Here is a 12,477-nt window from a genome sequence, read left to right on the forward strand (position 1 = left end):
GAGGGCCAAGAATACTGCATATTGCGTGCAAACAAAAATTCGTTGAAATCTAAATTAGCAAAGTCTAATGTGGTGGCAATCTATCGTTGACTGGAGTCTTGCTGATGAAACGGATCCTGATTGTTGGCGGTGTGGCTGGCGGCGCCTCGGCGGCGGCCCGCGCCCGTCGCCTGAGTGAAGAGGCCGAGATTGTAATGTTCGAGCGGGGCGAGTTTGTCAGCTTCGCCAATTGCGGTCTGCCATATCATATCGGTGGCGACATCTTGGAGCGGGATGCCCTGCTGTTGCAGACGCCACAGAGCTTCAAGCGCCGCTTCAATGTGGATGTCCGGGTCTTTCACGATGTGATTGACATCGACAGGGCAGGCAAGACATTGCTGGTGCGCAATCTGCAAACCGGTGAAGAGCGGCGCGAGCCTTACGATCAACTGCTGCTGAGCCCGGGGGCCGCGCCAATCCGTCCTCCTTTCCCCGGCATCGACAGCCCCCATGTCCATACCCTGCGCAACATCCCCGACATGGATCGCATCCTGGCGGCCCTGCACCACGACAAGCCGCGCCATGTCACCGTAGTTGGCGGCGGTTTCATCGGGCTGGAGATGATGGAGGCGCTGCATCAGCGCAAGCTTGCGGTCACCCTGCTGGAGCTCTCCGATCAGGTGATGGCGCCGGTCGATAAAGAGATGGCCAACCTGCTCCATGCCCGCATCCGCGAAGAGGGAGTCGACCTGCGCCTGCGTACCGGCCTTTCTGCCATCGAGAGTCTGGATGTGCAGGCCGAGAAGACGGCGGAGGTGCCGACTCCCCAACGTGGCGGCCTGCGCCTGACCCTGAGTGATGGCTCACATCTTGACACCGGCCTTTTGATCCTCGCCATCGGCGTCAAGCCCGAGACCCTGCTCGCGGCAAAGGCCGGGCTGGCGCTGGGGCCCCGCGGCGGCATCAAGGTGGATGCCGGCATGCGTACCTCGGATCCCTTCATCTATGCGGTGGGGGATGCGGTGGAGGAGACCGACTTCGTCACCGGCGAGTCCGTGCTGATCCCCCTGGCGGGCCCGGCCAACCGCCAGGGGCGCATCGCCGCCGACAACATGCTGGGGCGAAGCGAAACCTACAAGCAGACCCAGGGCACCGCCATCTGCAAGTTGTTCGATCTGGCGGTGGCGAGCACTGGGCTCAACGAGAAGCGACTGGTGCAGCTGGGCCTGCCGTTCGAGAAGGCTTATGTGCATCCGGGCAGTCACGCCGGTTACTACCCGGGCGCCCATCCGGTCAGCCTCAAGCTGCTGTTCGCCCCCGATGGCAAGATCTACGGTGCCCAGGCCATCGGCAAGGATGGGGTCGACAAGCGAATCGACGTACTGGCGGTGGCCCAGCGCGCCGGGCTGACGGTGTTTGACTTGCAGGATCTGGAGCTCACCTATGCGCCGCCATTCGGCTCGGCCAAGGATGTGGTCAACATGGTGGGCTTCGTGGCGAGCAACCACTTGAAGGGGGACACCATCCTTTGCCACGCCGCCGAGGTCAATGCCCGTCATTCTCATCAGATGGTGCTGGATGTGCGCAATGGCCCCGAACTCGACAAGCTGGGTCGCATCCCCGGAGCCCTGCACATCCCCCTCGATGAACTGCGCGGTCGCCTGAATGAACTGCCAAGGGATAAAGAGCTGCTCATCAGCTGCCAGGTGGGCTTGCGCGGCCACGTGGCCTGCCGCCTGCTCAGCCAGCACGGTTTCAAGGTGAAGAACCTCTCCGGCGGCTTCAAGACCTGGCAGATGGCGTCCCTGCTCGACCCCTCATAGCTTGCGAAGGCCGAGTCTGAGCGGGGGACCCTGCTCTTTCCCACTCGGTCAGCCGTGGCGGACTTGGCCTAGGCGGGTGAAGCCGTGCAGGCTCTTGCGCCGCAGGAAGTGGCTTTTCTTGATGGGATGGAAGACGAGAGGCCGCGCCAATGCCGCATTGGTGGCTTGCAGCCGGTTGAGCTGGGCTGCAGCCGGCTCAACCGTGTTGATTTGCAGGGTCAGCGGCAGCACGAGAGGCGCCATGGTGGCAGTCTGGGGGGAGGAGATAGCGATTTCGCTCTGGTCGTCCTCGAGAAGGTCCCGTGCCTTGGTAAACGCGATCAGCAGCTGCGGGGTCGCGCTTCCCTCTTCCAGTCCTTTGATAAGGGCGGTAAGGGCCTGATGAAACCCGGTCAGGGCCAGAGTAAAGCCAGGGTTGTGGCGCTTGGCGAGCAGGGTATCGAAGGAGAGTGTCGCCAGATTGGTTGGCAGGCGCAGGCCTATCTCGAGGTGGAAGCAGTCCTGACCACCTTGAGGCTGATAGCGGGACTCGGCCAGGTGAAGCAGGCGATCCAGGTAGTCATGGTCGGTGATGAGAATGCCATCGTGGGTCAGCGCCCACTCCCGGGCCAGGTACATGGAGAGGAGATTGGCCAGGCGCCGTGCCATGCGAATTCCCCCCTTCTCCTCGCTAGCCAGATGATGGGCCAGGCAGTATTGGTGCAGATGGGTCAACCCGGCCTGGGACGGGCAGAAGCAGTCGTGATTGGCGGCTTGTTGCCAGCGGGCGATGAGCGCCTTGTTGCCAAATACCCGGTGGCGGATAAAGGTCGGGGCGAGCAGGGTGCCTAGTTGTTCTATTAACTGGGGCGTGATGGCATCGAAGTCGGCGGCACTGGGCGGTGGCGCCAGCAGAGTGCTGCGATGGGCCAGTTGATTGAGCAGGGGCGGCAGTTGGCTCTGCTCGCTCAGGGTGAATACGAAGGCGAGCCGTTCCAGCCAGAGCAGTGCGAACTTGAGCCAGAGCTCATCGCGCACCTCCATGCCGGGGTAATAGATAAAGGTCTTCATCTCGAAGTGATCGCCGCTTGCGTCGTCAGTAACAGAGGAGGGGCAATATACCCAGTTCGTCCGGGCCCGGCAAATCGCGGCGCGGGCTGGCGAGAGGTGCAGGGCCCGCCATGGCGGCCGCTATGCCATGCCGGTAGGCGATGGCGGCAAGCTCTGCTATAATTCGCGCCCTTTTGTTGAGGTCACCCGAGTCAATGACATGAAGTTCATCATCAAGCTGTTTCCAGAAATAACCATCAAGAGCAAGTCAGTGCGTCAGCGTTTCACCAAGATGTTGCAGGGCAATATCCGCAATGTGTTGCGCCGTTTCGACGAGGACGCCCGCGTGCGAATGGATTGGGACAAGCTGGTGGTGAGCTCGCGCAACGATCACTTCCATGCCCGCTATCTGGAGACCCTGGCCTGTATTCCCGGCATCCAGTATTTCCTCGAAGTGAAACTGAGCACCTTCACCGACTTGCATGACATCTTCGAGCAGACTCGCGCCGTCTGGGGGGATCGCCTCCAGGGCAAAACTTTCTGCGTGCGGGCCCGCCGGGTCGGCAAGCACGACTTCAGCTCCCTGGAGCTGGAGCGCTACGTGGGCGGCGGCCTCAACCAGCATTGCGAAACCGCCGGTGTGCGTCTGAAAAAGCCCGATGTGCAGGTCAACCTGGAGGTGGAAAACGATGAGCTCTACATCATCAGCGCGGTGCACCATGGCCTCGGCGGTTTCCCCATGGCGACCCAGGAAGACGTGCTGAGCCTGCTCTCCGGTGGTTTCGATTCCGGGGTGGCGTCCTATCAGTTCATCAAGCGCGGTTGCCGCGTCCATTACTGCTTCTTCAATCTGGGCGGTGCCGCCCATGAGATCGGCGTCAAGCAGGTGGCCTATTACCTGTGGAGCAAATTCGGCGCCTCCCACAAGGTGCGCTTCACCGCCATCGACTTCGAGCCTGTGGTGGCCGAGATCCTCGAAAAAGTGGATAACGGCCAGATGGGGGTGGTGCTCAAGCGCATGATGATGCGCGCCGCGGGCCAGGTGGCCGATTACTTCCAGATTCCGGCCCTGGTGACCGGCGAGTGCGTGGGTCAAGTATCAAGCCAGACCCTCACCAACCTCAACGTCATCGATCGGGTGACCGACAAGGTGATACTGCGCCCGCTCATCACCTGGGACAAACCGGACATCATCAGCCAGGCGCGCCACATTGGAACCCTGGAGTTCGCTGAGACCATGCCGGAGTATTGCGGTGTCATCTCCAAGAAGCCGACCATCAAGGCCGTGCTCTCCAATATCGAGGCGGAGGAGGGCAATTTCGACTTCGGCATCCTGGACAAGGTGGTGGAGGAAGCCCGCCATCTGGATATTCGCCGCATAGGCGAAGAGACGTCAGCCCAGGTACAAGAGGTGGAGACCACGCAAGTATTGGCCGCGGACGAGGTCATTCTGGACATTCGTTCGAGTGACGAGCATGACGAGAAGCCGCTGGTGGTCGAGGGCCGTGAGGTGCTGCACATCCCCTTCTTCAAGCTGGCTACTGCCTTTGGTGACCTGCCGAAAGAGCAGACTTATCTGCTCTATTGCGATCGCGGCGTGATGAGCAAACTGCAGGCGCTCTATCTGAAAGAGCAGGGCTTTGACAACGTCAAGGTCTACCGCCCCTGAGCATCAGGCTCGGGGATGGTACGGCACCCCGCGATGCCGCCAATAAAAAATCCGGCCATGAGCCGGATTTTTTATTGCACTCGCCATGTCAGGGGCAGGGGACGGGCGTGAAAGTGGATTGACCCTGGCAACGCCAGCCCATCTGGGCCTGGCGCATCTGCCAGAGGTTGTCACTGCGAAACAGGGTAAGGATGTAGAGCATGTCATTCTTGCTGCCATCAAGGGCAACCGAGAGCACCAGATCATTATCCAGTTGTTGCGCCTGGATCTGGCTCGGTACGTCGGCATGGCCCACGAAGCGCAAGGCAATGGCCCTGTAGTCATTCACCCAGGTCTGCTTTTTATTGCTCGCCTGCCGGATCTGTTGGTTGAATTCCTGTACCGGCGTGGAGGCCAGTCGACCGAACAGAAGCTGGGCATTGGCGCCCATGGTGGTCACTATGAGCAGCAGCGAGGTGATGATCCCGAGTTTTTGCATGAAGGTTCCTGCCTGATAATGACTGCTCTCTATGACAACAGAAAAGCCCGCTTGGTTCAATCAGGCGGGCTTTCGTCATTCAGGCATGCACACTGGCGCAAGCGCCGAGCGCTAACCCCGTTGCAGACTGAAGGTTGGCAGGGAGAGGTGCCAGTAGATAGCGGCCACCCGCAGGCCAAATACCACCGCCATGCTGATAAACATGGCCAGCACCCTATCCAGACTGCACTCGAGTGCCACCGTATAGACGATGCCGCCGAGGATACAGGCGGTGGCGTAGATCTCCTTTTGCAGCACCATGGGGATCTCCCGGGCCAATACATCGCGGATCATGCCGCCGGCAACCCCTGTCATGGTGCCCATCAGTACGGCAATCAGGCCGGATGCGCCAAAATGGAGCGCCTTTTGGGCGCCGATCACCGTAAAGAGCGCCAGGCCAAAGGCATCCGCCACCGGTAGAACATACCAGGGCAGGCGCTTGGGCAGGCGAACCAGCCACATGCCCAGCAGGGCCGTCAGCAATATGACCCAGATATAGAGGGTATCGCGCACCCAGAATACCGGGGTGGCGCCGAGGATCATGTCACGAATAGTGCCACCGCCGATGGCGGTCACTGCCGCCAGTACCAACACGCCAAAGGCGTCCATCCTCAATCGGCCCGCAACCAGCACGCCGGAAAATGCGAACACGGCGGTACCGAACATGTCGCTGACATAGACAATCTGATCAACCAGGCTCTGCATGGAGAAACATCGACTCGAACAAAAGAGGGGCGCAGATTCTAGAGGCTGAACGAGCAAGCGCCAAGTCCGACCATGTGAAACTGAGAGATCTACCGTGCTTTCTGGGCCCTCAGCACCCTGATAGCAGGCTGGCGACGGGGGAGGCGACTGACCCGGCACATGCCCGCCGTGACCAGAAATTGAGTTCAGAGGTCATTTTTTTCGTTTATTTACTTAAGTCTGACCAGAGTGGACCGATACATAGGTTAAGCGGCGAGAATGGAACGAACAGCGAAAAAAAATCGCTAAAGTCTTCTGAAAAAGCGCCGTTAACCAGCACATATCAGGCACAGAAAAAAATAAAGCCTGAGTGAATTAAAGATAAAATTTAATAGCTTAGGAGAATAGTTATGAGTATGTACATCAATACCAACGTTTCGTCGCTCAACGCCCAACGTAACATGATGAACAGCACCAAATCCTTGGATACCTCTTACACTCGTCTGGCCTCCGGCCTGCGCATCAACAGCGCAAAAGACGATGCGGCCGGTCTGCAGATCTCCAACCGTCTGACCTCTCAGGTTAATGGCCTGGATCAAGGCAATCGCAACGCCAACGACGGTATCTCCCTGGCGCAGACAGCTGAAGGCGCCATGGATGAAGTGACCGGCATGCTGCAGCGCATGCGCACCCTGGCGCAGCAATCTGCCAACGGCTCCAACTCCGACAAGGACCGTGAGGCTCTGCAAAAAGAGGTGGATCAGTTGGGAGCCGAGGTCAACCGTATCTCAACAGCAACCACCTTTGCGGGCACCAAGCTGCTTGATGGTTCTTTCGGTGGCACCTTCCAGGTCGGTGCGGATGCCAACCAGACCATCGGCTTCAGCCTGAGTCAGGCTGATGGCTTCAGTATCTCCGGGATCGCGACAGCGGCGGGAACCACGGTTAATGTCATATCCGGTCCTGCAGGCAGTGTTTCGACGCCTACCGGTATATCCGCCATCTTCGCTGGTGGCAGTGCTGGCGGCATCAGTATTAGTTCTCAAGGAAATGCTCAGCAAGTGCTGGCAGCTGCCGATGCCATGCTGGAAGTGGTCGATGGCAAGCGTGCCGAATTGGGTGCGGTGCAAAACCGGTTGGATTCCACCATCCGCAACCAGGCCAATATCTCGGAAAACGTATCGGCAGCTCGCTCCCGGATCCGTGATGCGGACTTCGCGACCGAGACCGCCAATATGACCAAGCAGAACATACTGCAACAGGCGGCCTCCAGCATCCTGGCACAGGCTAACCAGCGTCCTCAGTCCGCGCTCTCCCTGCTGCAGAACTAAATTTTAAGCAAAAGAAAAGGGCGGTTGTTCAGGCCGCCCTGGTAAAGAAGATGGAACAATGGGGTGTTCGGATATACGCCTTGTTCTATCAACAGAGAAAATCTCTTATTGGTACTACCCCTCTAGTGTCGCGCAGATTGTTCGGTCTGTCACATCAGAGGTTGTTCTCCTGAGCGTAAGCTCTTCTTTGGCCGACACTGTCGGCCTTTTTTATGGGCGCCGGAAAACCGGCGACTGTAAATTGAAAGCATGAACCATGCCAATATCAAGTGGATAGAGCGTGTGGCATGCCTTTCCATTGGCGCAGCGTCATGGCCAGCGCTTGGCCGCTGCTGTGTTGATCCTCTATCCCCTTGTCTTGTCTCTTCCCTTGGTCAGGAGGAGAGTGTTTGCCGCTGAAAGCCTCAGGGCGGCAATTAATTACCTAAAGCTTCCGATTGTGCAGCCGTTACAGAGTGTGAAGCAAATTGATGGGGTGTTCGGAAAACCAACATTTGCGCAACTGCGGGTCCTATGTCTGTTCAAACAAGGGACCCGCCAGATGGTACAGCCCCGTTCAAGCTGTCCGTCTGAACGGTGGGTCCCTGGCTGCATTGACGCAAGCAGAACCCGCAGTTTCTTGTTCATCAGGAGAAATCTTTTATGGCCATGTTTATCAACACCAATACATCATCATTGAACGCCCAGCGTAACTTGATGAACACCAGCAAGTCGTTGGATACCTCATATACTCGCCTGGCATCAGGCTTGCGCATCAACAGTGCAAAAGACGATGCGGCGGGTCTGCAAATTTCCAACCGTCTGACCTCTCAGGTCAACGGCCTGGATCAGGGCAACCGCAACGCCAATGATGGTATCTCCCTGGCGCAGACCGCCGAAGGGGCCATGGATGAAGTGACCGGCATGTTGCAGCGCATGCGCACCCTGGCTCAGCAATCTGCCAACGGTTCCAACTCCGCCAAGGATCGTGAGGCACTGCAAAAAGAAGTCGATCAGCTGGGGTCCGAGATCAACCGCATCTCTACTGACACTACTTTTGCCGGTACCAAGTTGCTCGACGGCAGCTATTCTGGGTCCTTCCAAGTCGGTGCCGATGCCAACCAGACCATCGGCTTTAGCCTGAACCAATCTGCTGGTTTCAGTATCTCCGGTATTTCGGCTGCGGCTGGGACGTCAATCACCACGGCTACTGGGGCGACTGTATTGGTCTCCGCTATCTTTGTCGGTGGCAGTGCAGGTGGTATCAGTATCAGTAGCCAGAGTAACGCTCAGAACGTTTTGGCTGCCGTCGATTCCATGCTGGGTGTGGTGGATGGCAAACGTGCTGAGCTGGGTGCGGTACAAAACCGTCTGGATTCAACCATCCGCAACCAGGCCAATATCTCCGAGAACGTATCGGCTGCACGCTCCCGTATTCGTGATGCGGATTTTGCCACCGAAACCGCCAACATGACCAAGCAGAACATCCTGCAACAGGCCGCTTCCAGCATCTTGGCGCAAGCCAACCAGCGTCCGCAGTCAGCACTGCAACTGCTGGGTTAAGCAGGCGGATTTCACCGTTCTGATAGCGTAAAAAGGTGTTCAAATGAACACCTTTTCTATTGGTAAAGAAATTTTTTTCATACTTCCCGCGGGTTGTGCAGAACGCTCTTCTTGTCATCCTCGAGATTGTTCTTGTGGGAATGATCTCTGCCTCGGCCAACGATGGGCGGCTCTCATATCTGACGGCAGAAAACGGCGCCCCATTATTTCCCGCAATCTCCCGCATCAATAGCGTCAGCAAATATCTCCATGGAGGGGCTCTGTGAGGGGCATGCTCCATTTCCGGGATTTCCGGGCCATCATGGTGGCCTTCCTTTGCCACTCTGAGCAGTAAGGCGGAAGGTGCTTGCCTCTTTGTTGATTAGGGTGGCAATAAATGTCCTAAAGCTTCTGATGGGGCTGCCGTTACAGAAGGGGAAGCAAATCGATGGGGTGTTCGGAAAACCAACATTTGCGCAACTGCGGGTCCAATGTCCGTTCAAACAAGGGACCCGCCAGATGGTACAGCCCCGTTCAGGCTGTCCATCTGAACGGTGGGATCCTGACTGTGTGACACAAGCAGAGCCCGCAGTTTCTTGTTCATCAGGAGAAATTTTTTATGGCCATGTTTATCAATACCAACACTTCATCATTGAACGCCCAGCGTAATTTGATGAACACCAGCAAGTCGTTGGATACCTCCTATACCCGCCTGGCATCGGGTTTGCGTATCAACAGCGCCAAGGACGATGCGGCAGGTCTGCAGATCTCCAACCGTCTGACCTCCCAGGTCAATGGGCTGGATCAGGGCAACCGCAATGCCAACGACGGCATCTCCCTGGCGCAGACCGCTGAAGGGGCCATGGATGAAGTGACCGGCATGCTGCAGCGTATGCGCACTCTGGCCCAGCAATCTGCCAACGGCTCCAACTCCGCCAAGGATCGTGAGGCACTTCAAAAAGAAGTGGATCAGCTGGGTTCCGAGATCAATCGTATCTCCCAAGACACCACCTTCGCTGGCACTAAACTGCTGGATGGTTCTTACGCGGGGAATTTCCAGGTGGGCGCGGATGCTAACCAGACCATCGGCTTCAGCTTGAGTCAGGCTGGTGGTTTCAGTATTTCAGGCATTGCGACCGCGGTATCTGCATCAGGTGGCGCTGCAGTCGGAAGTATCTTCACCAGCGGTTCCACTGTCGGTGGGATCAGTATCAGTAGCCAGAGTAATGCTCAAGATGTTCTGGGTGCAGTCGATGCCATGCTGGAAGTTGTTGATGGCAAGCGTGCCGAGTTGGGTGCGGTGCAAAACCGCCTGGATTCGACCATCCGCAACCAGTCCAACATTTCCGAAAACGTCAGTGCTGCGCGCTCCCGTATCCGGGATGCGGACTTCGCGACTGAGACTGCCAACATGACCAAGCAGAATATCCTGCAACAGGCTGCCTCCAGCATCCTGGCTCAGGCCAACCAGCGTCCGCAGTCAGCCTTGCAACTGTTGGGCTAAGCCGATACCGCAATCCAACACTGATTAGGAGGAGCAGCAGATGGCCACTGAATCGATAGTCATGCCCTCTGTTACTTCGACGCTAACTCAACATGGCGGCCCTCAGGTCGCCATGTCTGTTTCTCCGCCAGTCTCTGGTGGGGATAATGTGGTCGAACAAACAAGTGTCGAGCCGACAGCGAAGTCATCGCAGGAGGCGCCAGCGCACATCAAGGCGTCGGCATCGCGTATGGAAAAGGCTCAAATAGAGAAACAGGCCCAGGAATTGCAAGAGAAACTGGCCAATTTGAGCAAGGTAAAAGGCTGGACCATTGATTTCACTCTGATGCCTGAGCTCGATCAACCCGTGATCAAGGTGATTGATGCCGATACCAAACAGGTGATTCGCCAGATACCGAGTGAAGAGATCCTCTTGATAAATAAGAGGTTACAGGCCATGGAACAAGCTGGTGACGATGGGGTCAACCTGTCTGGCCTGCTGTTTGATGGGCAGGTATGAACGTATTTTTAAGCTGATTGACAGGAGCATGTTATGGCGATTACCTCGGCAGGTGCAGGATCGGGTATTGATCTTGAAAGTGTGATCTCGGCGAGTGTCGCCGCCAGAAAGGCTCAGTTGCAGCAGCCGATCATCACCAAACAAAACAGCACCCAAATCACCTTGTCTGGTGTCGGCCAGCTCAAGTCTTCTATCTCTGCCTTCACCGATATCCTCGACAAGTTGAGTGCCCCTGGCGCTTTCAACAAACGCGCCATCAATATCACGCAGGATAAAGATGATCCTGTGCTGAAAATGGAGAGCAAGAGCGGTGGCTCCAACGGTCAGTACAATATCACCGTCAATAAGTTGGCACAGACGAGCCGGCAGGAAGGGGTGTTCGATAGTTCAACGGCCGCATTGATCACTCAGGATGGTCAGCTGACGTTCAAGGCGGGTGACAAGACATTCAAGGTGGATGTGAAAGCGGGCGATACCCTGCAAGATATCCGCAAGAGCATCAACAGCAATGGGGATAACTTCGGGCTTAGCGCCAACATCGTCAATACCGCAGACGGCAAGGCCAAGCTCATCATCGACTCGGGCGTGTCGGGAGATGGCAAGGATCTGACCATCAGCGGTGACAACGCTGAGCTGGATCTCTTCTCGACCGGCGCCGCGGGCAGTGCCATGAGCCAGACTCAAGCCGCTGGCAGTGCCGAGATAGTCGTCGATGGCAATGTCCTCAAGAGTGATACCAATGTTTTCGATGACACCATTCAGGATTTGAAACTGACTGTGCTGCGGGTCTCCGACAAGGATGGCAATGGCGACCTGAAGTCCAACAAGGTTGATATCACCACTGACAAGACCTCCATCCAGGAGCTGGTGCAGCAATTTGTCGATGGTTATAACGCCTTGCAAGACAAGATAGGAACACTCGGCAAACGCAGCAGCTTTGTAGGGGGAGTGAAGCAGGATGACGGCGGAGCCCTGTCCGGGGATTCGACCACGCGAGCCATCAACACCTATATGAGCAATTTGGTGGTCAGCCCTTCAAGTAGCAGCTCGACCTACTCGACCATCTTCGAGATTGGCATGAAGATGGATAACAAGGGTAAGTTGTCCCTGGATAAAGAGAAATTTGGTGAAGCGGTCGACAAGAACTTCGATCAGGTCGTCGCATTATTTGGTAATGAAAATGGCCTTGCTGGTTCTCTGAGCAAAGGGCTGAAAGAGTATACCAAGTCAGGGGGGATGCTGGCGCAGCGTACCGATACGCTCAACTCTGACCTGCGTAGTCTGAATCAAAAACAGGTCACCTCCAATGCACAGCTAGTGAAATATGAGGCGTCGCTACGTGCTCAATATGGCAGCCTGGATGCATTGCTTGTAAAAATGAATAACTCTGCATCTGCTCTGTCGTCATTACAAATCAACAATAAGAATTGATAGAGAGTTATATCGCGAGGACCCATCTGATGTATAACCGTAATCTGAAGGCATATAAGGCGACCAGCATAGCGGCTGATTTGGCGGTTGCCGATCCTCATCGTGTCATTCAGTTGATGATGCAAGGTTTTCTCGAGCGTCTGGCCCAGGCCAAGGGCGCCATAGAGCGGCATGACATGGAGGCAAAGTCGATTGCCGTCTCCAAGGCGCAAGGGTTGCTGCATGGCTTGCAGGATGCGCTGGATATGAGTCAGGGAACGATATCCGAAGATTTGCTCGGGCTTTATTCCTATATGGATGAACGTATCTGGGATGCAAGCTTGGGGCGAGATGCCGCACCGCTCGATGAAGTCATGGGCCTGATGGTGACGATCAAGTCCGGTTGGGATCAACTGCCTGATGCAGAAAAAAACCAAGGCTATCAAATGAGAAGACAGCAGGGCGAGCTGTGATAGTTACACTAACCTCCCTTGATGACGCATTAACGGAA

General features: G+C 56.5%; 11 protein-coding genes. 8 read left to right on the forward strand and 3 right to left on the reverse strand.

What is annotated here, in order from left to right; all coding sequences use genetic code 11:
• The first annotated feature begins 104 nt into the window (after nucleotides 1-104).
• A complete protein-coding gene (locus ACSMDR_RS17540; RefSeq protein ID WP_436469072.1) occupies nucleotides 105-1,802 on the forward strand; it encodes an FAD-dependent oxidoreductase in 1,698 nt (565 codons plus the stop codon).
• Nucleotides 1,803-1,850: 48 nt separating this feature from the next.
• Here ACSMDR_RS17540 and ACSMDR_RS17545 read toward each other — a convergent pair whose 3' ends face one another.
• Nucleotides 1,851-2,852, reverse strand: a complete 1,002-nt coding sequence (locus ACSMDR_RS17545; protein WP_436469073.1) for a hypothetical protein — start codon at nucleotides 2,850-2,852, stop codon at nucleotides 1,851-1,853.
• A 199-nt stretch (nucleotides 2,853-3,051) separates the two neighbouring features.
• On the opposite strand from ACSMDR_RS17545, the gene thiI reads away from it, so the two are divergent.
• Nucleotides 3,052-4,500 (forward strand): tRNA uracil 4-sulfurtransferase ThiI, encoded by a 1,449-nt coding sequence (gene thiI, locus ACSMDR_RS17550; protein WP_436469074.1) that lies wholly within the window; start codon nucleotides 3,052-3,054, stop codon nucleotides 4,498-4,500.
• 88 nt (nucleotides 4,501-4,588) lie between these two features.
• On the opposite strand, the gene ACSMDR_RS17555 is transcribed toward thiI, so the two are convergent.
• Together ACSMDR_RS17555 and ACSMDR_RS17560 are read right to left on the reverse strand one after the other, a co-directional pair.
• Entirely contained in the window at nucleotides 4,589-4,978 is a 390-nt protein-coding gene (locus ACSMDR_RS17555; protein ID WP_436469075.1) for a hypothetical protein, read from the reverse strand.
• 111 nt (nucleotides 4,979-5,089) lie between these two features.
• The gene (locus tag ACSMDR_RS17560; protein ID WP_042043537.1) at nucleotides 5,090-5,722 is read right to left on the reverse strand and encodes a trimeric intracellular cation channel family protein; all 633 of its coding nucleotides are present in this window, start codon (nucleotides 5,720-5,722) and stop codon (nucleotides 5,090-5,092) included.
• A 389-nt stretch (nucleotides 5,723-6,111) separates the two neighbouring features.
• On the opposite strand from ACSMDR_RS17560, the gene ACSMDR_RS17565 reads away from it, so the two are divergent.
• From ACSMDR_RS17565 to fliS, 6 genes are all read left to right on the forward strand, one after another.
• Nucleotides 6,112-7,032, forward strand: coding sequence for a flagellin N-terminal helical domain-containing protein (locus tag ACSMDR_RS17565; protein WP_436469076.1), 921 nt, complete (start codon nucleotides 6,112-6,114; stop codon nucleotides 7,030-7,032).
• 642 nt (nucleotides 7,033-7,674) lie between these two features.
• Entirely contained in the window at nucleotides 7,675-8,574 is a 900-nt protein-coding gene (locus ACSMDR_RS17570) for a flagellin N-terminal helical domain-containing protein (RefSeq protein WP_005910942.1), read from the forward strand.
• Between the two features lie 598 nt (nucleotides 8,575-9,172).
• Nucleotides 9,173-10,057 (forward strand): flagellin N-terminal helical domain-containing protein, encoded by an 885-nt coding sequence (locus ACSMDR_RS17575; RefSeq protein ID WP_436469077.1) that lies wholly within the window; start codon nucleotides 9,173-9,175, stop codon nucleotides 10,055-10,057.
• Nucleotides 10,058-10,097: 40 nt separating this feature from the next.
• A complete protein-coding gene (locus ACSMDR_RS17580) occupies nucleotides 10,098-10,556 on the forward strand; it encodes a flagellar protein FlaG (RefSeq protein ID WP_436469078.1) in 459 nt (152 codons plus the stop codon).
• Between the two features lie 33 nt (nucleotides 10,557-10,589).
• Nucleotides 10,590-11,987 (forward strand): flagellar filament capping protein FliD, encoded by a 1,398-nt coding sequence (gene fliD, locus ACSMDR_RS17585; protein WP_005903124.1) that lies wholly within the window; start codon nucleotides 10,590-10,592, stop codon nucleotides 11,985-11,987.
• A 29-nt stretch (nucleotides 11,988-12,016) separates the two neighbouring features.
• The gene (gene fliS, locus ACSMDR_RS17590; RefSeq protein ID WP_436469351.1) at nucleotides 12,017-12,439 is read left to right on the forward strand and encodes a flagellar export chaperone FliS; all 423 of its coding nucleotides are present in this window, start codon (nucleotides 12,017-12,019) and stop codon (nucleotides 12,437-12,439) included.
• The last annotated feature ends 38 nt before the right edge of the window (nucleotides 12,440-12,477 follow it).

The sequence above is a fragment of the Aeromonas molluscorum genome, from assembly GCF_051376105.1.
Classification (GTDB): domain Bacteria; phylum Pseudomonadota; class Gammaproteobacteria; order Enterobacterales; family Aeromonadaceae; genus Aeromonas; species Aeromonas molluscorum.

Excerpts from the sequence above, each read along its gene's own strand:
- ACSMDR_RS17540 (WP_436469072.1), top strand. The coding sequence starts at position 105 with ATGAAACGGATCCTGATTGTTGGCGGTGTGGCTGGCGGCGCCTCGGCG.
- ACSMDR_RS17545 (WP_436469073.1), bottom strand. The coding sequence starts at position 2,852 with ATGAAGACCTTTATCTATTACCCCGGCATGGAGGTGCGCGATGAGCTC.
- thiI (WP_436469074.1), top strand. The coding sequence starts at position 3,052 with ATGAAGTTCATCATCAAGCTGTTTCCAGAAATAACCATCAAGAGCAAG.
- ACSMDR_RS17555 (WP_436469075.1), bottom strand. The coding sequence starts at position 4,978 with ATGCAAAAACTCGGGATCATCACCTCGCTGCTGCTCATAGTGACCACC.
- ACSMDR_RS17560 (WP_042043537.1), bottom strand. The coding sequence starts at position 5,722 with ATGCAGAGCCTGGTTGATCAGATTGTCTATGTCAGCGACATGTTCGGT.
- ACSMDR_RS17565 (WP_436469076.1), top strand. The coding sequence starts at position 6,112 with ATGAGTATGTACATCAATACCAACGTTTCGTCGCTCAACGCCCAACGT.
- ACSMDR_RS17570 (WP_005910942.1), top strand. The coding sequence starts at position 7,675 with ATGGCCATGTTTATCAACACCAATACATCATCATTGAACGCCCAGCGT.
- ACSMDR_RS17575 (WP_436469077.1), top strand. The coding sequence starts at position 9,173 with ATGGCCATGTTTATCAATACCAACACTTCATCATTGAACGCCCAGCGT.
- ACSMDR_RS17580 (WP_436469078.1), top strand. The coding sequence starts at position 10,098 with ATGGCCACTGAATCGATAGTCATGCCCTCTGTTACTTCGACGCTAACT.
- fliD (WP_005903124.1), top strand. The coding sequence starts at position 10,590 with ATGGCGATTACCTCGGCAGGTGCAGGATCGGGTATTGATCTTGAAAGT.
- fliS (WP_436469351.1), top strand. The coding sequence starts at position 12,017 with ATGTATAACCGTAATCTGAAGGCATATAAGGCGACCAGCATAGCGGCT.